The following is an 18,457-nucleotide window of genomic DNA, read 5'->3' as shown; positions in this document are numbered from 1 at the left end:
CCGGCCGCTCAGCCGCCCGCCAGGCGCCGCTCCATGTCTTCGACTTCGCGCCGCTCCAGGCGCTGCCGTGCAAGCTTGCGCCAGCTTTCCGCCAGCGGAACCAGCCCGGCCATGTCGCAGAGCGCGGCGTAGTCGAGCCGGTCGACATACAGTACGCGCAGCAGCCGCTGCAACGGCCATTGCGGGTATGGACGCGCCACCAGCGCCAGCGTATCGCCCGCGCCTGCCTCGCCATCTTCCAGCACGCGGTAGTACCACCCGGTGCGCAGACTCTGCTGCACCGCCCGCGACATGCCGGGATAGCCGAAACGGTGGTTGAGCTTGAAGCACGGCTGGCGTGCCTGCGAGACCTCGACCAGCGCGGTGCCGAGCCGGAAACGGTCGCCGATGCAGATATCGGCCTCGGTCAGCCCCTGCGTGCTCAGGTTCTCGCCGAATGCACCGGGAGCGTCGAGCACGGCAATGCCGGCCGCGCCCTGTTCCGCCAGTTCGGCACGCCAGCCGGGGTAGTGGTCGCGCGGATAGTGGTGCAGCGCCTTTTCCGGGCCGCCGTGATGGCGGGGATCGCCCTGCTGGTCGCCTTCCAGCCCGAGCGAGCCGATGCGCACACGCCCGCTGGCGGCTGACTTGGCGATGCCGCTGGGTACACCCCTGGGCCCGAACGGCCGCACTTCGCCAACAAGCACGGCGTCGATCACGGCCCGCACATGCGACGCCGGCCGCGGCACCGGCAATGCTGAGGTGCTCACAGCCCCGCCTGCTCCAGCCAGCGGGCAAACATGCGTTCGCCTGCCGCCGCCACGCTCGCGCCGACTTCCGCCGTGCGCGCCCGGATGGTGCGCGGGTCGATGCCGGCCTTGCCGAGTTCGACGGTATGGCCGATCAGCCAGGCCTCGATGTCGCCGGGCAGCACTTCGGGATGGAATTGCAGCGCCAGCACCTGGTTGCCGATGGCGTACGCCTGGTTCGTCACCGCCGCCGTGGACGCCAGCAGTTCGGCGCCGGGCGGCAGGTCGAAGGTATCGCCATGCCAGTGCAGCACTTCCCAGCCGGCCGCGCCGAGTTCACCAAGCGCCGAATCTAGTCCTGCCGGCGTCGGCACGATCGGCGCCCAGCCGATCTCGCGCGTACCGGGATACACGCGCGCGCCGGCGGCACGGGCGATCAGCTGCGCGCCCAGGCAAACCCCGATCATCTTGCCGCCGGCGGCCAGCCGCTGGCGGATCAGCGCGATTTCGCCTTCCAGCCACGGATAGGCATCGGTCTCGTAGACGCCGATCGGGCCGCCCAGGATCAGCAGCAGGTCGGCCGGGTCATCGACGATGGGGCGCAGGTCGTCGACGCCCGCCTGGAATGCCCGCAGCGCATGGCCGCGCGCGCGCAGCGCGTTGCCGATCACGCCCGCATGCTCGAATGCGAGGTGCTGGATGACATGGGTGGTGCGTGTGGCCATGGGCGACTCCTGCCGATCGGAAAGGGTCCTCATGGTAGCGCCAACGGCCATGCGGCGAGAAAACCACGGAGGGATATCACCTATTGCGGCGGCATCCCGGCACGGAATGCCGCCATGGTGCGCTATTTTGCCGCAGCCGGAACCAGGATCAGGGCTTCGGCCTGCGCGGGTGCCAAGGGCATGGTCACGTACTCCACCGCCGCCCATTTGCCGGTCCAGTCGCGATAGCGCGGCAACAAGGCGTTGCCGGACTGCCCCGTCGAATCCATGAAGCGCGAACCCGGCAGGTCGGCCAGGTCATACAGCGCCCGCACGCTGGCGGCATGGGTATTCTCGAACGGCGCCTTCTCGTCGCGCAGGTTGTGGCGGCCGACGTTGACCGTATACGTGTCGCCGCCGGTCGGCACGCGCAGGTTGAACAGCGGCGACAGGTACGCGACCTTGCCGAACGGCTTGTGCTCGGAACGGGCCGCATGCGCTTCGCCCCAGCGCCAGCGTGTCGGGTCGTCGCCATAGCGGCGCGACAGGTCGGCCATGGCCTGGGTCCAGGCATCGGCGATCGCGTCGTTGCAGCTTTCTGCGGGGCGCGTGTGCGGACGGTCGCACCAGAATGCCCCCAGCTTGCCGGGATCGCGCAGGATATTCAGCATCGGCTGCTGCACGTTGCGCTGGTCCCACAGCCGCACAAAGATCGCCTCGCCGACCTTTTCCTCGAACAGCCGCCGCGACAGCTCGCGCAGCCAGGCGGTGACCACCAGCGGCTCGGCGCGATTGGCGTCCATGGTGCCGTCCCACTCGCGCAGCGCATCGAGCAGCGCGCGCTCGCGCTGCGGCCGTGCGCCGTCGTGGCTGACCGGTGCGGCCAGCAGCAGCGGCAAGGCGTCGCGCACGGCCAGCGACAGCACGTCTTTCTGGATCGCGGCGAAGGTGTCGAAGGTGTGTCTGGGCGTGGCCGCCAGCAGCGCATGGATGCGGTCATGGCGATACGGCACCGTCCATTCGCTGGTGATGAAGTGCGGGTAGTCCGGCGGCACGATGCGCTGGTTGGCGGTCACGATCACGCCTTCCGCCGGGTTGTAGCGCTGCGGCAAGGCCTCGAACGGGATAAAGCCGGCCCAGTCATAGCGCGCATCCCAGCCCGGTGCGGGCGCCAGGCCCTTCAGGTCGTTGTCGGCGCGGCGCAGCGGCACCCGGCCCGGCGCGAAGAAGCCGATATTGCCGTCGACATCGGCGTAGACGATGTTCTGCTGCGGAGAATGGAAGTCGCGCAGCGCGGCGGTAAAGCTGGCCCAGTCGCGCGCCTCGTTCATCTTCATGCCGGCCTGGAAGGTACGGTCGTCCGGACGCAGCGCGGTCCACTGGAACGCGACCACGTATTGCGCGCCAAGCGGCCCGGCCGCGGCGGACAGCGGCTCGGACACGTCCGAGACCACCGGCCCGTGGCGCGTGCTGCGGACCTTCAGCGTCACGTCGGGCGCGCCCTTGACCCGGATGGTCTCGGTGCGGGTCTCGAAGGTGGCCCACCCGTCCGGCGTCTGGTACTGGGTTTCGCTGCCGGGCCGCAGCCGTTCGATAAACAGGTCCTGCACATCCGGCGCGGTATTGGTCAGGCCCCATGCAATGCGGTCGTTGTGCCCGAGCACCACCACCGGAATGCCGGGCAGCGTGGCGCCGGCCACGTCGAGTCCCGGGGCCGTCATGCGCGCGAAGTACCACAGCGCCGGCGCCTGCAAACCCAGGTGCGGGTCGTTGGCCAGCATCGGCTTGCCCGATCGCGTGTGCGCGCCGGAAACCACCCAGTTGTTCGAGCCCATGCCCTCGACATAGCCCGGCGGCGCCTTGTCGCCGACGCTGGCCATCGCATTCGCCAGCGGCGCCAACTGCTTGTACAGGTGGCCGTAATCCATGGTGCGCAGCGGCTGCTCGCCCGGGTACGGCGCCAGCAGTTCGCTGATGCGCGCCACCGGCAGCACCTGCGCCAGGCGCATGCGCAGCGTTTCCTGGTTCCAGTTGCCGCCCAGGTCCCAGGCCATCATGGTCTGCCAGCCCAGCGTATCGGCCGGCTCCCAGCGCTCCGGCTGCGTGCGCAGCAGCAGGAATTCAGGCGGCAGCGGTCCCTGCCGGTGGTCGATCCACGCATTGACGCCGTCGGCGTATGCCTGCAGTGCGGCCCGCGTCTGCGGCGAGGCCTGCGCAAGGATCGCTTCGGCGTTGCGCCGCACGCCCAGCGTGCGCAGGAACTTGTCGGTATCGAGCGCGGAGGGGCCCAGGATCTCGGCGAGCCGTCCGGCCACCACGCGCTTGTTCATCTGCATCTGCCACAGCCGGTCCTGCGCGTGGACATAACCGAGCGCAAACCAGGCGTCGGCCTTGCTGGCGGCACGGATCTGCGGCACGCCGTTGCCGTCGCGCACGATGGTGACCTGGCCGTGCAGGCCTGGCAGCGCAACGGTACCCGATGCAGGCGGCTGCGCCGCCTGGCGATACCAGATGAAGGCCCCTGCCGTGCCGGCTATCGCCAGCACCAGCAGCCATCCCACAAGCCTGGCCAGATGACCGAACCAGCGCATCGTTGCTCCCCTCTTATCCTTGTCGTAGTGCGGTCCTGGCGACTGCCGCCGCTTCGTCGGCGGCGATGCAAAAAATGCCCGGACCAGCCGGGCATTTTCCCATGTCGCGCAGGCCTCAGGCGGCCGGTTTCTTCATTTGCAGTGACTTGTATTCGAGGAATTCCTCCAGCCCGTACTTGCCGGCCTCGCGCCCGTTGCCCGACTGCTTGTAGCCGCCGAACGGCGCGGCCATGTTGAACGGCCCGCCGTTGATGTCGACCTGGCCGGTGCGGATGCGCCGCGCCACGCGGATCGCGCGCGCCTCGTCGCCGGACCAGACGCCGCCGCCCAGCCCATAGATGCTGTCGTTGGCGATGCGCACCGCGTCTTCCTCGGTGTCATAGCAGATGATCGACAGCACCGGCCCGAAGATCTCCTCCTGCGCCACGGTGGCGCGCGGCTCGACATTGCCGAGCACGGTCGGCTTGACGAAGAAGCCCTGGTCCAGTCCTTCCGGCGCCTCGGGGCCGCCGGCCACCAGTTCAGCGCCCTCTTCCAGCCCGCGGCGGATATAGCCGGTGACGCGCTCCTTCTGCACCGCGGAGATCAGCGGTCCGAGCCTGGTGGTTTCCTGCTGCGGATCGCCCACGGTAAAGCCGGCCACGACCTTCTGCGCGATCGCCTTCACTTCGTCGTAGCGGGCACGCGGCACCAGCATGCGGGTATGCGCCGAGCAGGTCTGGCCCGAATTCAGGAAGCAGGCGCTGATCGTGCCCTTGACCGCCGCCGGCAGGTCGGCATCGTCGAGCACCACCGAGGCAGACTTGCCGCCCAGTTCCAGTGCCACGCGCTTGACCGTCTGCGAGGCCAGCTCGGACACGCGCTTGCCGGCCCGGGTCGAACCGGTGAATGACACCATGTCGACCTCCGGATGGCTCGCCAGCACCTCGCCAACCACCGGGCCGAATCCCGTCACCAGGTTGAACACCCCCGGCGGCAAGCCCGCGGCCTCGATCACCTCGGCCAGCACGAAAGCGTTCAGCGGCGCCACTTCAGACGGCTTGAGCACCACCGTGCAGCCCGCTGCCAGCGCCGGCGCGACCTTCAGCGTGATCTGGTTGAGCGGGTAGTTCCACGGCGTGATCGCCGCCACCACGCCCACCGGCTCGCGCACCACCAGCGAATTGCCCACTTCTTCCTCGAAGCGGAAGGTATCGAGCAGCTTCGCGGTCTGTCCCCAGTTGTAGACCGGGCCGCCCACCTGGATCGCGCGCGCCAGCTTGATCGGCATGCCGACTTCGCCGGCGATCATCTGCGCCAGTTCTTCGCTGCGCGCCTTCAGTCCTTCGGCGACCTTGGCGATATAGCCGGCGCGCACCGACGCGGGCGTCGCCGCCCAGCCGTCAAAGGCAGCGCGCGCGGCCTGGATGGCGTCTTCGGCGTCGCGCGGCGAGCCTTCGGGAATGGTCCCCATCACTGCTTCGGTGCTGGAATGGATGACGTCGATGGTGCCGGTACCGTGGGGGGCGACCCACTTGCCGTTGATAAACAGTTTGTCTCGTTGTTGCATGGCCACAGTTCTCGGTTGGTGCTGAGTTTGACGGATGGGCAACCGCAATTTTTTGTTACTTTTATGGTGCACGCACATTGTAGAGCGGTTTGGAGACTATGTTTCCAGCCCTGGCAGCCCCCGCGCCGGCCGCTCCTTGTCAAATGGCGATAATCGGCCGCACCCACAAAACGGGATGCTCGCACGGACGGCCGGCATAACAAGGGAGCGAGACACATGGTCGATCCGATCTACCGCAAGACGGATGCGGGACAGGACGAGATCAGGACGCGCGCGCGCAAGCTGGACCACAAGCTGCGCGCGCTGCTGTTGATGGTCAACGGCGAGCGCCGCGGGGAAGACCTGCTGGCGCAGGTGGCAGGCATGGGCGTCGGGCCCGATGCCCTGGACATGCTGGCCGCCCAGGGGCTGGTCGAGCCAGTGCAGGAGGCGGCACCGGCGATGTCGGCTGCCGTTGGGGATGCCCCTGCACGCGCTTCGGCCGCCGCGGCGGATACCAACCTGTTCTCGGTGTACGCCATGCGGCACGCGTCTGCAGCCGAGCCGGAGGCGACTCCTGCCCCGGCACAGCCGACGCACTCTGCCGCCGAGATCGACGCGTTCCAGCACCTCTACCACTTCTATACCGAAGTCATCGGCCAGCACCTGGGCCTGCGCGGCTACATGCTGCAGGTCAAGGTGGAAAAGGCGCAGGACTTGCCTGCGCTGCTGATCCTGCGCGAGCCGCTGCACGCGGCGCTGCTCAGGGCCAAGGGCGAAATCACGGCGCATGCGATCCTGCGTGAACTGGACACCATCGCGCAAGACCTACGGGCAGCAGCCGGATGAGCGCCCACCGGCGCACCAGATAACAAAAAGGCCGCCTCGGAAGGCGGCCTTTTCCATGGGCATGAGGCTAGCTCAGCCGTCGATTCCCTGCGACTGCAGGTACTCGTCATACGTACCCAGGTAGTCGGTCAGCGTACCGTCGGTGCGCACTTCGATCACGCGCGTGGCCAGGCCGCTGACGAACTCGCGGTCGTGCGACACGAAGATCAGCGTGCCCTGGAACTTGTCCAGCGCGATCTGCATCGACTCGATCGATTCCATGTCCATGTGGTTGGTCGGCTCGTCCAGCGCCAGCACGTTATGGCGGCCCAGCATCAGCTTGCCCCAGATCATGCGGCCCTTCTCGCCCCCGGACAGCACCTTGACGTTCTTCTTGATATCGTCGGCCGAGAACAGCAGGCGGCCCAGCGTGCCGCGCAGCGACGTCTCGTCATCGCCGGCCTGCGTCCACTGGCTCATCCAGTCCATCACGTCGCGGTCCGCGGGGAATTCCTCGTAGGTGTCCTGCGGCATGTAGCCCACGTTGGCGTTTTCCGCCCACTTGATCTCGCCGCGGTCCACTTCGACGCCGCGCTGCACGCCGGTCTGCACCGCGCCGTTCAGCAGGCTGCGCAGCAGCGTGGTCTTGCCCGCGCCGTTCTCGCCGATGATCGCCACGCGCTCGCCGGCCTGGATGGCCATCGACAGGTTATTGATGATCTTGCGGTCGTAGCTCTTGGTGACGCCTTCCACCTCGACCGCCAGGTTGTGCAGCTTCTTCTCGAACTCGAAGCGGATGAACGGGTTCTGGCGCGACGACGGCTTGATGTCCTCCACCTTGATCTTCTCGATCTGCTTGGCGCGCGAGGTGGCCTGGCGTGCCTTGGACTTGTTGGCCGAGAAGCGGCGCACAAAGTCCTGTAGTTCGCTGATGCGCTCCTTGGCGCGCGCGTTGGCGGCCATCTGGCGCTCGCGGGCCTGCATCGACGCTTCCATGTAGTCGTCGTAGTTGCCCGGGTAGACCTTGAGCGTGCCGTAGTCCATGTCGGCCATATGGGTGCAGACCGAGTTCAGGAAGTGGCGATCGTGGGAGATGATGATCATGGTGGAGTTGCGCTCGTTGAGCACGGTCTCCAGCCAGCGGATCGTGTTGATGTCCAGGTTGTTGGTCGGCTCGTCCAGCAGCAGCACGTCCGGGTTCGAGAACAGTGCCTGCGCCAGCAGCACGCGCAGCTTCCAGCCCGGCGCGACGTCGCTCATCGGGCCCTGGTGCTGCGCGGTGGGAATGCCCACGCCCAGCAGCAGTTCGCCGGCGCGCGCCTCGGCGGTGTAGCCGTCGTATTCGGCGTACTTGGCCTCCAGCTCGGCGGCCTTCATGTAGTCTTCGTCGGTCGCTTCCGGGTTGGCGTAGATGGCGTCGCGCTCCTGCGCGGCGGCCCACATCTCGGTGTGGCCCATCATCACCACGTCCAGCACGCGCATGTCTTCATAGGCGAACTGGTCCTGGCGCAGCTTGCCCAGGCGGATGCCCGGCTCCAGCATGACGTTGCCGGACGACGGCTCGAGGTCGCCGCCCAGGATCTTCATGAAGGTGGACTTGCCGCAGCCGTTCGCGCCGATCAGGCCGTAGCGGTTGCCCTCGCCGAACTTGACCGAGATATTCTCGAACAACGGCTTGGGGCCGAACTGCATGGTGATGTTTGCGGTAGAAAGCACGTCTGGAACCTTGTCTGGAGAATGTGGCGCCGCGGCACGGGCCGCATTGCGCAGGTTGTAGCACCGGGGTGCACCCCATGCCGTTCAGGGGCCGGCCTTGCCGGGAAGCATCGCGCCGTCCGGAGCATTCCGGAGCCATGGCTGGCGATGCGGCACGGGCCGCGCCCGGTTCTTGCGAGAACCCGGCAGGAAGTCAGGAAATAACCGCATATTCTACCATCCTGATGCATTCCTTGCACCCGGATGGCGGCATGATGGTGGCTTGATGGCGGCATGGCGGCCAGCACGTGGCGGCCACGCTTCGCGCGCTGCGCTCAGGCCACCGGCGGCAGCACCGGATAGCCGGAAAACGCCATCGAGAACCCGTCGGCACGTGCGGCCAGCCGCACCTGCGCACCGACCGGCAGCGTCAGCTTGCGCGCGCAATGGCCGAACGGCAGGCCGGTCAGCACCGGCACTGGCAGCTGGTCGCGCAGGTAGGCCACCACGGCCTCCATGTCGTAGCCGTTGTCGTAGTCGGTGACACGATAGTTGGAGAAGTCGCCCAGCACGATGGCGCGCTGGGTGTCGAGCACGCCGGCCTGCTGCAGCTGGACCAGCATCCGTTCGACCCGGTACGGCGGCTCGTTGATGTCTTCCAGGAACAGCACCCCGCCCTCGACCCGAGGCATGTAGGGCGTGCCGAGCAGGCTGCACAGCATCGCCAGGTTGCCGCCCCACAGCGTGCCGGACACTTCGCCGCTGAACGGCCGCCCGCCGGACTGGGGCGCCGCCACGTCGACCTGATAGGCCGGATTGCGCAGGATGCCCTCGAAGTGCTCCCACATATACGGCTCGACGCGGTCCGCACCAAAGTCCGCCAGCAGCATCGGTCCGGAGAAACTGATGCCGCCGGTCGCAGCGAGGTAAGCGAGCTGGAAGGCAGTGAAGTCGCTGTGGCCGACGATGGGCGTGGCGCTGGCACGCGCCTGTTCGGCGATGCGGGCAAAGTCGACTTGCGCCAGCAGCCGGGCAATACCGTAGCCGCCGCGCACCGCCAGCGTCAGCTCATGCGGCGCGCCGGTGCCGATGGCATGCAGGTCGGCCAGCCGCTCGGCGTCGGTGCCGCCGAAGCGCAGGTAGCGCCGGGCCAGTACGTCCGGGTTGGTGGTGTGGTAGCCGTGCTGCTTGAGCCAGGCAACGCCGCGCGCGGCGACGGCGACGTCGTGCGGATAGCCGGACGAGGCGATCAGTCGGACTTCGGTATGCGGCGGCCTGTTGTTCGGCGTACTCATGCGTTGTTGGCGTTGTTGGCGTTGTTGGCGTTGTTGGCGTTGTTGGCGTTGTTGGCGTTGTTGGCGTTGTTGGCGTTGTTGGCGTTGTTGGCGTTGTTCTGGTCGGGAGGGGTTGGGCAGATGCAGCCCGCTTCAGTTCCGGCAGCATCGCGCGCGGCCTTTTGTGCGCGCCGGCGGGCGCCGAAGAAATCCTTCAGCATCTGCCCGCAGGTGTCGGCCAGCACGCCGCCCGCGATGGTGGTCTGGTGGTTGAGCTGCGCGTGCTCGAACAGGTTGAGCACGCTGCCCGCGGCACCGGTCTTGGGATCGGTGGCGCCGAACACCACGTGGCGCAGCCGCGCGTGCAGGATCGCGCCACTGCACATCGCGCACGGTTCCAGCGTCACGTACAGCTCGCACTCGGGCATGCGGTAGTTGCCGATCACCTGCGCGGCGGCGCGCAGTGCCTGCATCTCGGCATGCGCGGAAGGATCGACCGCGCGGATCGGCAGGTTGTGGCCGCGCGCGATGATGGTGTCGTTCCAGACCACCACCGCGCCGACCGGGACTTCGCCGGCAGCCTCGGCCAGGCGCGCTTCTTCCAGCGCGGCGCGCATGTAGCGGGCATCGCGCGCGGCGGCCTCGGCCGGATCGTCCGGCAGCGCGCGCGGGGCGCGCAGCGGCAGCGGCGGCGTCTCTGGCATCGGCTGGCTCAGTCTTGCGCCGGCAGCACTGCCGGGGCGCTGACTTCGGCCCAGCAATTGGGGGTTTCGAACAGCACCAGCCTGGTCAGCTGCAGGTGGTGGCCGAAACAGTCCTTGAACACCGGCGCCAGGATGTCGAAGGCGACCTGGGCCAGGTTCTCGACGGTGGGGATGGCATCCAGCACCACGGTCTTGTGCCCTTCCATCGATTGCAGGAAGTTCAGCAGCGCGGTGTCGCCGCGATAGATCAGGAAGGCATGGTCCCACTTGTTGACCAGGTGCTCGTTGGCGAGCGCCTTGATATCGCCGAAGTCCAGGATCATGCCGTCATCCGAGGCACCTTCGCGATGCAGCACCTCGCCCGACAGCGTCAGGTCGAGCCGGTAGCGGTGGCCGTGGATATTGCGGCACTGGCCGCAGTGGTTCGGGATGCGGTGGCCGGAGTCGAACTCCAGCCGGCGGGTAATGGAAACTTGTTTGCTCATGTGTAGCGGCGCCCTTTCCGTGGTCAAGGCCACCTGCGTTGGACGGGCGCCGCGCGTGCGCCCGAAGCCTCTATTGTGTACGTTTGCCGCGGGTTGGGCAAAACTCCGGCCCTGTACTCAGCGGATCCCCAGCAGCTTGTGGGTCTGCAGCGACAGCCGCCAGCGCGGATGGCGCTGGCAGAAGTCCACCGCGGCGGCCGTATTCTCGCGCTGCAGCGGGCCGTCCATGGGCTGCACCAGGAAATGCTCGAAATCAAGCTGCTCGTATGCGGCAAAGTCCTGGCCCGCCTGCGGGATCACGACCTTGAGCTCGTCGCCGCGCCTGACCACCAGCTCGGAACCCATCTTGGGACTCACGCAAACCCAGTCGATGCCGGGCGGCACGGCGATGGTGCCGTTGGTCTCGATGGCGATCTCGAAGCCCTGCGCATGCAGCGCATCGATCAGCGGCGCATCGAGCTGCAGCAACGGCTCGCCCCCGGTGCACACCACCAGCGGCTTGCCGCCCGCGCCCTGTGGCCATTCCGAGGCGACCACCGCGGCCAGTTCCCCGGCAGTACGGTACTTGCCGCCGCGGGTGCCATCGGTGCCGACGAAATCCGTGTCGCAGAACTGGCATACCGCACTGGCGCGATCCTCTTCACGGCCGCTCCACAGGTTGCAGCCGGCGAAGCGGCAGAACACCGCGGCGCGGCCGGCGTTGGCGCCCTCGCCCTGCAGCGTATAGAAGATTTCCTTGACGGCGTATGTCATGCGTGGGGTCTCTCTGGGACCGTAAACGGATTAACGGCAGCGGATTATCGGCAGCCTTCGGGCTGGCCGGGTGTCTTGGTATGGTTGGGCTCGGCCAGGGGCCAGTCATGGCGGATCGATCGGCGGGACCGATGCCACCCCAGGCGGCGCACGATCGTGGCAATCGCCGGCAGCGTGGGCGGGGGGCACCGGGTTTCCCGTGCAGGGCTCCGGGCACTGCCGGAGTATCCGCCCTGTGGCCTGTCGCAGGCTGCGTCCGGCCGCTCCGGACGCGGTTCGGACAACGAATAAGTATACCAGAGGGCTAAGGGTTTTCGCTTAGGGCCGGCGTGAAGGCAAGGGTGACGCGTGCGTCGCCCGCCAGCAGGCAACCTGATTTAACATATCCTGCCATCGCCCCGGAATCCGGCGGAGCCACCGCCGCGCCCCCATGAACGCGCCGTTCCCCCTTCGCACGGAGTGCCCGCCTGGCGCCTGCATCTGCGGGCGTGAAGCGCTGTTGAGTGACCCCGACGCCGACCTGCGCGTGCTGCGGTTCACCCGCGTCGAAGAAAAGCGCCTGGTCGAACGGCTCGAGAACCTGACCAGCCTGGCCGAATTGCGCCGCATGGAGGGCCTGATGCAGGCCCAGCTGAACATTGTGCTGTCCATCACGCCCAGCGCGCGCGGGGTCAAGACCGTGCGCGGCATCAATATCCAGGTGCAGGAACAACCGGGGCTGTGCCGCAAGATCCGCCAGTCTATTCCCGCAGCCATCCGGCGCAGCATGGAGCAGCATCCGGAGATCGCCTATGCGATCGTCGATGCGCACGACCTGCTGGGCGGGAGCTGATGCGCACCCGGGACGCCCTGCTCGCACGAATTCCTCGATGATCGGCGATACATGGCTGCGGCCATCGCCGTGCGCGGATCAGGCGGGCATGGGCTCGCGGCTGAACGCTTCCAGTTCGCGCGCGAGGCTCTGCGCCGCCAGCCTGACCAGCGCGGCGCCTTTCTCCGGCGTCGCCAGTCCCGGATCGGAGCCGATGCGGCCATCCGGATAGCGCCCGCGGAAGTCCAGCGCCTCCCGGATCGGGCCCGACGGTGCAATCTTCGGCGCATAGTCGGCAACCTTCACAGAGTCTGGAAATGCCCACTGGGTGATGGCGATTTCGGACGGCGTGGCGTGCGAGCCATGGCCGGCCGGGAACTGCTCACGCGCCAGCTCGCCGACACCCTCCAGGTCCCACCAGTTGCAGAGCTTCAGCGCATATCCCGCGCGGCGCCTGGCGAAGCTGGCTTCAGCGTAGAGCTCGGAGAACGCCGCCTCGATCGACGCCACGTTGCCGCCGTGGCCGTTCAGGAACAGGATCTTCTCGAAGCCATGCCCCGCCAGCGAGCGGACCCAATCCCCGATCGCGGCGATAAAGGTCGACGGGCGCAGCGAAATGGTTCCCGGGAAGGCAAGGTGATGCTGCGCCATGCCGATATTGAACGTCGGCGCCACCAGGATATCGGCGCCCTTCTCCGCTTCATTGGCGATGATCTCCGGGCACAGCCAGTCCGTGCCCAGCAGCCCGGTCGGCCCATGCTGCTCGTTCGAGCCGATCGGGACGACGATAGTGCGGCTGCGCGCCAGGTACTGCTCGATTTCAGACCAGGTTGAAAGATGCAAGCGCATTGCTACTCCTTTTCTGTCCGGTGCTGCCGGACGTGATGGCTATGTTAATGCCATGCCGTGCTGGCTCGGCGTTTCGCCGGCAGCTTGTTGGCAAGGACGATGATGGCGGCGAGCAACGGCAGCGAGGCCATTAGCAATACGCCGAGATAGAGGCTGCCGGTCGCGGTCTTGGTCCAGCCGATGACGGCTGGCCCCCAGAAGCCGCCCGACAAGCCAATGGTGTTGATCAGCGCAATGCCGCCCGCCGCCGCCGGGCCCTTGATGTACTCGGCAGGCATCGCCCAGAACACCGTGTAGGCCATCCACAGTCCCATCGTGGCCAGTGTCAGCAGGGCCAGCGTCACGAGCAGGTGCCCATCCGTTGCGAACGACGCGGCCAGCAGCACGGCCGCACCCAGCGCCGGTACCGCGCAGTGGAAATGCCGTTCTCCCAGGCGATCCGACCTGCGGCCCATGTAGACCATGCCAAAGGCGGCAGCCACGTAGGGGATGGCCGAATACCAGCCAAGTTGCACGGTATCTTCGACGCCCTGTGCCTTGATGAGGGTCGGAAGCCAGAAGCTGATGGCGTAGATGGTCGCGATGATGCAGAAGTAAGCGAGGGCGAGCACGTAGACCCGTACATCCTTCGCCACCGCCTTGAAGGAATGCTTGTGCGCCGCAGCAGGACTCAGTTCGGCTTCAAGCAGGCGCCGTTCCTGATCGCTGAGCCAGGCAGCCTGTGCCGGCCGGTCCGGCACCAGCGACAACGCCAGCACGCCGAGCAGGATGCAAGGCAAGCCCTCGACCAGGAACATCCACTGCCAGCCTGCGAGGCCGGCCTGCCCTGCGAGCGTGGTCATCAGCCACGCCGAGACCGGGCCGCCGACGATGCCCCCGATCGGGCCCGCCAGGAATACGATCGCGATGGCGCGGGCCATGCGTTGCGGGCCGTACCAGCATGACAGGTAATAGATCATGCCGGGGGCGAAGCCCGCTTCGAACACGCCAAGCAGGAAGCGCATCGCATAGAACATCGGCACATTGCGCACGAACAGCATGCAGGCGGAGGTGATGCCCCATAGGACGAGGATGCGGCTGAACGTCTTGCGCGCGCCGACCCGCGGGAGCATCAGGTTGCTGGGCAGTTCGAAGAGTACATAGCCAATAAAGAAGATACCGGCGCCCACGCCGTATGCCGCATCGGAGAAACCCAGGTCACTCTGCATCTGCAGCTTGGCAAAGCCGACATTGACCCGGTCCAGGTAGGCAAACAGGTAACAGATCAGCAAAAAGGGCAGCAGGCGCCAGTTAATCTTTCTGTATAGCGCGGAAGCGTCGTCGACGGCGCTCGAAGTGGGGATTGCTAGCATGCTGCCTGTCTCCAGTGGGGGTTGCATGTCGTTTGGATCTTCTGTGGCGTTGAGTCTGGCAGCCGGCAAGGCGCCGGCAAAGAGCAACTAAGTCCACGCTCCGTTCCCTTTTGGGCAACAGGTGGCCTCCTCCGTCAACGCGCGGCAATCGCCGCGCAAGGGCATCCGGGTTCATGTATCGTTACCGGTCGGATAGCGAAGGCGAGCGTTTTGAGATGCGAGAGATCAACCAGCAGCGTTTGCGGTATTTCCGCGAAGTCCTGGCGCACGGCACCATCCGCGGGGCCGCGGACAGCCTCAATACCTCGCCGTCCGTGATCACCCGGCAGATCAGGTTGCTCGAGGAAGAACTTGGCGCGACGCTGTTCGAGCGCGAGCCGCGTGGCCTCAGGCCGACCGCGGCGGCCGCGCACCTGCTCGAGTTCTGGCGGGGCTACCGCTCGCACCAGGAAAAACTCGAAGACCAGTTGCACTCACTGAAGGGGCTGCAGCAAGGGGAGGTCCGGCTGGTCCTGAGCGAAGGCTACGTGGATTTCCTGGTCAACGAAGTCCTCGCACGGTTCTGCGCACGGTATCCCAGGCTCGATATCCGCATGGACATCCTGGCGGTGGACGGCGTGCTGCAGGAAGTCGCCGAAAGCCGCGCACATATCGGCCTGGCTTACAATCCGCCACCCCACCCGCGCATCGAATACCGCGCGAGCGCCACGCAGCCCGTGGTGCTGCTGGTCCGCCCTGATCATCCGCTGGCGCTGCGCGGCGGAGCGGCCAGCATCCAGGACCTGCAGGCTTATCCGCTCGCGGTCATGCCGGCATCGTTCGGCGTCGGGCATGCACTGAGCATGGTCGAGTTTGCCGAGAACATCTCGATTCGGGCAACGCTCGTCAGCAACTCACTGACGGCCCTGAAGCAGTTCGTCGGCTACGACAATTTCATGACGCTGATCGGAGAGTTTGCCGCTTACCGTGAGATCGCGGCAGGCACCCTCGCCATCGTGCCGATCGATCATCCGCTGTTCATGGGCACCCAGGCCAGGCTGCTGGTGAAGGCCGGCCGGCCGTTGCCGGCGGCTGCGCTCGAACTGCTGGACCATATCACGCGGCACATGTCGATGTTTGCCAGCGCCGCGCACGGCCAGGCATAGCCGGGGCCGTCGTGACGCTGGCGGCGAGGCTGCCCTGTTTGGGAACTATCCCACGGGAGGTCTTACAGGCTTGCTACCACGATCGAATGGGCGGACCTCAACTGCTCCTGCGCGGATTTGAGCGCGTGGCCGCAGGCCTTTCGCCGCGCCGGTTTGCCGCACGATCCGACAGCCATTGGACAACCCGGGCACCGCAAGGCAAGGACACATCGTTTCCATGCGGCAGACAGGCTTTGTATTCGTTTGTATCTCCATAGCGGCCCGGATACCCAGACATACGCTTTCCAGACTGGAAGTTACACGCCAGATACATTGATCGAATCTAATGCCTTCCAAGCAGCAGGAGCCCTACTTCCGCTTCTGCGCTTTCTTCTGAACGCAAATCTTGGAGCATCGTAATGTCTCGACTGGAAAAGGTTATTTACACTGGAAAGACCCGAACGACGGGTGGACGGGACGGAGCAGCACGCAGCTCTGATGGTCACCTGGACATCAAACTGTCTCCTCTGGGCACCGGCACCGGGACGAACCCTGAGCAGTTGCTCGCGGCCGGCTGGTCGGCGTGCTTTATTGGTGCCCTTGGCAAGGCTGCGCAGACGAAGGGAATCGCCCTACCCCAAGACACTGCCATTGACGCGGAGATTGATCTGGGCATGAATGACGACGGCTATTTGCTGCAGGCTCGGCTTCACGTGAACCTGCCGGGCCTCGACCGTGAGCTGGCGGAGGCGCTGATTGCGACAGCGCACCAGACGTGCCCATATTCAAAGGCCACACGCGGCAATATTGACGTCGTAACGCTGCTTGCGTAGTCGGGCTGGCCGGCCGGCGCTTCGTGCGCAAGAACCTGCACGAAGCGCCGGCCCGGTGCAAGATTGGCGCGCTCAAAGGAACATCATGCTAAATTCGTTCAGGCTGTTTGCAACAATCGTATCGTTCACCGTATGCGTTCCCGCATTGGCCCAGCAGCGACCGGATGCCGGGCAGCCCCCTGCGATTCTTCCGCTCGAGTCTGAAGCGGCGCCGAGGCTCGTCGCCTACCCTCCGCTAGCCGAACCATTGGCGCGCGGCGTGGTGATCATTCAATTCAGGACGGAGAACTTTCGTGTGATGCCGGTCTTCGGCCAAGGCGCCGTCAAGGTATCTCCGCGAATCGGCCATCTTCACGTGACCATCGACGATTGGCGCGGTACATGGGCACATACCAGTCTTGATCCGATTATCGTGGTCGGTCTTACTCCCGGGGATCACAAGATCCGCCTGGAGCTTGCCGACCCCACCCACAAGATCCTCGCAACCGAGTCCGTGGCAGTCACGGTGCCAGACGTGAAGGCATCATCAAGCTCCCACCGCCATTGAGAGTCAGGGCAGGTCCAGCCAGGACATTCAGGCTCATCAGCCTGCCGCTTCACGCGCGCCGGCAGGGTTGGAACTGTTGCGGCCGCCGCCTTGGCCACGCCGACGCGGGCCGGCAACTCCTATCGCGGTCGGGATCAGGCCGCGGCGATTCGCCACCTGCGCGGTCCGCTATCGTGGGCGTTGTTGCCGCTGCTATCCACGGCGACGACCACCGGCAGATTCTCCACATCGAACTCGTAGATGGCTTCCATGCCGAGATCGGCAAACGCAAGCACGCGTGAGGATCGGACCGCCTTGGAGATCAGGTAGGCGGCGCCCCCGGTCGCCGCCAGATAAACACAACCGTTCCTCACGATCGCGCTGATCGCGGCCGGCCCGCGCTCGGCCTTGCCGATCATGCCGAGCAGGCCCGTGGATACGAGCATACGGTCCGCAAACTTGTCCATCCGTGTTGACGTGGTCGGGCCGCAGGGGCCCACCACCTCGTCACGCACGGGATCGACGGGCCCGACGTAGTAGATCATGCGATCGCGGAAATCCACCGGCAAGGGCTCGCCACGCAACAGCATGTCGTCGATGCGCTTGTGTGCGGCATCGCGTCCGGTCAGCATGCGTCCCGACAGAAGCAGGGTCTCGCCGGCGCGCCAGGTGGCGGTTTCCGCCCGGGTCAGCGTATCCAGGTCGACCCGTCGGCTCGCCGTGCTGCCGGGCAATGGCAGATCCGGCCAGAGGTCGGGCGACGGTGCCGTCAGCATGACTGGGCCGCTGCCATCGAGCTCGAAGCGGGCATGCCGCGTTGCCGCGCAGTTCGGCACGACGGCAACAGGCATGCTTGCCGCATGCGTGGGATAGGTCGCGATCTTGACATCGAGCACGGTGGTCAGTCCGCCGAGGCCCTGTGCCCCGATGCCAAGCGCATTGATGCGGTCATGGATGTCGATACGCAGCGCTTCCAACGCATTCCGCGGGCCGCGTGCCTTCAGGTCGAGCATGTCGAGCGGCGCCGTCAGGCTCTGCTTGGCCAGCAGCATGGCCTTCTCCACCGTGCCGCCGACGCCGATGCCAAGCATGCCCGGCGGACACCAGCCGGCCCCCATGGACGGCACCATGCCGACGATCCAGTCAGCGACCGAATCGCTGGGCATCAGGACAGCGAACTTGCTCTTGTTCTCGCTGCCCCCGCCCTTTGCCATCACATCGACCACAATGGTGTTGCCTGGCACCAGTTCGACGTGGACGACCGCCGGGGTGTTGTCGCCGGTATTGCGCCGCGTGAACAGCGGGTCTTCGACGATACTGGCGCGCAGCGTATTGTCCGGGTCGAGGTAGGCACGGCGCACGCCCGCATTGGCCGCTTCAACGATGCACGACGGAAATCCGTCGAGCCGGACGCCCATGCCGACGCGTATGAAGATATTGACGATGCCCGTATCCTGACAGATCGGGCGCCTGCCCTCCGCGCACATCCGTGAGTTGACCAGGATCTGTGCAATGGCCTGTTTCGCCGGCTCGCTGGCCTCGCGCTCGTAGGCGGCGGCGAGGTGCCGGATATAGTCGGGAGGGTGATGGTGACTGACGAACTGCAGGGCCGCAGCGATGCTGTCGACAAAGTCCCCATAGCAAACGACGGTGGTCATGATGCCGTCCCCCC

Annotated in this window: 17 protein-coding genes; 5 read left to right on the top strand and 12 right to left on the bottom strand. The window is 66.3% G+C overall.

Translation table 11 applies throughout. The features are described 5' to 3' along the window. Positions 1-8: 8 nt before the first annotated feature. From K309_RS0107920 to K309_RS0107905, 4 genes are all read right to left on the bottom strand, one after another. Positions 9-749, bottom strand: a complete 741-nt coding sequence (locus tag K309_RS0107920; RefSeq protein ID WP_369796399.1) for an MOSC domain-containing protein — start codon at positions 747-749, stop codon at positions 9-11. Next, the gene (locus tag K309_RS0107915) at positions 746-1,453 is read right to left on the bottom strand and encodes a glutamine amidotransferase (protein ID WP_029045920.1); all 708 of its coding nucleotides are present in this window, start codon (positions 1,451-1,453) and stop codon (positions 746-748) included. The genes K309_RS0107920 and K309_RS0107915 overlap by 4 nt, the downstream gene beginning before the upstream one ends. Before the next feature lie 122 nt (positions 1,454-1,575). Further along, on the bottom strand, positions 1,576-4,023 hold the full coding sequence (locus tag K309_RS0107910) for a penicillin acylase family protein (protein WP_029045919.1): 2,448 nt from the start codon (positions 4,021-4,023) through the stop codon (positions 1,576-1,578). 115 nt (positions 4,024-4,138) lie between these two features. Then, complete coding sequence (locus tag K309_RS0107905) at positions 4,139-5,572, bottom strand: aldehyde dehydrogenase family protein (RefSeq protein WP_029045918.1); 1,434 nt, start codon at positions 5,570-5,572, stop codon at positions 4,139-4,141. 216 nt (positions 5,573-5,788) lie between these two features. Here K309_RS0107905 and K309_RS0107900 point away from each other — a divergent pair, with 216 nt between their 5' ends. Beyond that, positions 5,789-6,400 (top strand): hypothetical protein, encoded by a 612-nt coding sequence (locus K309_RS0107900; RefSeq protein ID WP_029045917.1) that lies wholly within the window; start codon positions 5,789-5,791, stop codon positions 6,398-6,400. Between the two features lie 72 nt (positions 6,401-6,472). Here K309_RS0107900 and K309_RS0107895 read toward each other — a convergent pair whose 3' ends face one another. From K309_RS0107895 to queE, 5 genes are all read right to left on the bottom strand, one after another. Continuing rightward, a complete protein-coding gene (locus tag K309_RS0107895; protein WP_029045916.1) occupies positions 6,473-8,095 on the bottom strand; it encodes an ABC-F family ATPase in 1,623 nt (540 codons plus the stop codon). A 314-nt stretch (positions 8,096-8,409) separates the two neighbouring features. Beyond that, positions 8,410-9,369 carry a muramoyltetrapeptide carboxypeptidase gene (ldcA, locus tag K309_RS0107885; RefSeq protein ID WP_029045915.1) on the bottom strand — a complete coding sequence of 320 codons (960 nt, stop codon included), beginning with the start codon at positions 9,367-9,369 and terminating at the stop codon, positions 8,410-8,412. Beyond that, positions 9,366-10,052, bottom strand: a complete 687-nt coding sequence (tadA, locus tag K309_RS36135) for a tRNA adenosine(34) deaminase TadA (protein ID WP_232232334.1) — start codon at positions 10,050-10,052, stop codon at positions 9,366-9,368. Before tadA ends, ldcA begins: the two co-directional genes overlap by 4 nt. 8 nt (positions 10,053-10,060) lie before the next feature. Beyond that, positions 10,061-10,537 carry a 6-pyruvoyl trahydropterin synthase family protein gene (locus K309_RS0107875; protein ID WP_010809539.1) on the bottom strand — a complete coding sequence of 159 codons (477 nt, stop codon included), beginning with the start codon at positions 10,535-10,537 and terminating at the stop codon, positions 10,061-10,063. 117 nt (positions 10,538-10,654) lie between these two features. Beyond that, a complete protein-coding gene (gene queE / locus K309_RS0107870) occupies positions 10,655-11,290 on the bottom strand; it encodes a 7-carboxy-7-deazaguanine synthase (protein WP_029045914.1) in 636 nt (211 codons plus the stop codon). Positions 11,291-11,720: 430 nt separating this feature from the next. Between queE and K309_RS0107865 the strand changes: the two genes are divergently transcribed. Further along, positions 11,721-12,122 carry a hypothetical protein gene (locus tag K309_RS0107865; RefSeq protein WP_029045913.1) on the top strand — a complete coding sequence of 134 codons (402 nt, stop codon included), beginning with the start codon at positions 11,721-11,723 and terminating at the stop codon, positions 12,120-12,122. A 78-nt stretch (positions 12,123-12,200) separates the two neighbouring features. Here the strand turns inward: K309_RS0107865 and K309_RS0107860 are convergent, their stop codons facing one another. Both K309_RS0107860 and K309_RS0107855 read right to left on the bottom strand, forming a co-directional pair. After that, on the bottom strand, positions 12,201-12,950 hold the full coding sequence (locus tag K309_RS0107860) for a creatininase family protein (protein WP_029045912.1): 750 nt from the start codon (positions 12,948-12,950) through the stop codon (positions 12,201-12,203). A gap of 44 nt (positions 12,951-12,994) precedes the next feature. Then, positions 12,995-14,302, bottom strand: a complete 1,308-nt coding sequence (locus K309_RS0107855) for an MFS transporter (protein WP_029045911.1) — start codon at positions 14,300-14,302, stop codon at positions 12,995-12,997. Between the two features lie 215 nt (positions 14,303-14,517). On the opposite strand from K309_RS0107855, the gene K309_RS0107850 reads away from it, so the two are divergent. The 3 genes from K309_RS0107850 (at position 14,518) to K309_RS0107840 (ending at position 16,806) form a co-directional block, all read left to right on the top strand. Continuing rightward, on the top strand, positions 14,518-15,447 hold the full coding sequence (locus tag K309_RS0107850; protein WP_029045910.1) for a LysR family transcriptional regulator: 930 nt from the start codon (positions 14,518-14,520) through the stop codon (positions 15,445-15,447). Between the two features lie 398 nt (positions 15,448-15,845). Beyond that, the gene (locus K309_RS0107845; RefSeq protein ID WP_029045909.1) at positions 15,846-16,259 is read left to right on the top strand and encodes an organic hydroperoxide resistance protein; all 414 of its coding nucleotides are present in this window, start codon (positions 15,846-15,848) and stop codon (positions 16,257-16,259) included. Positions 16,260-16,344: 85 nt separating this feature from the next. Continuing rightward, the gene (locus K309_RS0107840) at positions 16,345-16,806 is read left to right on the top strand and encodes a DUF6130 family protein (RefSeq protein ID WP_029045908.1); all 462 of its coding nucleotides are present in this window, start codon (positions 16,345-16,347) and stop codon (positions 16,804-16,806) included. Positions 16,807-16,940: 134 nt separating this feature from the next. Here K309_RS0107840 and K309_RS0107835 read toward each other — a convergent pair whose 3' ends face one another. After that, positions 16,941-18,443, bottom strand: a complete 1,503-nt coding sequence (locus tag K309_RS0107835; RefSeq protein ID WP_029045907.1) for a fumarate hydratase — start codon at positions 18,441-18,443, stop codon at positions 16,941-16,943. Between the last annotated feature and the right edge of the window lie 14 nt (positions 18,444-18,457).

The sequence above is a fragment of the Cupriavidus phytohabitans genome (assembly GCF_000426345.1).
Taxonomy (GTDB): Bacteria; Pseudomonadota; Gammaproteobacteria; order Burkholderiales; family Burkholderiaceae; genus Cupriavidus.
This window is presented reverse-complemented; position numbering and strand designations above follow the sequence as displayed.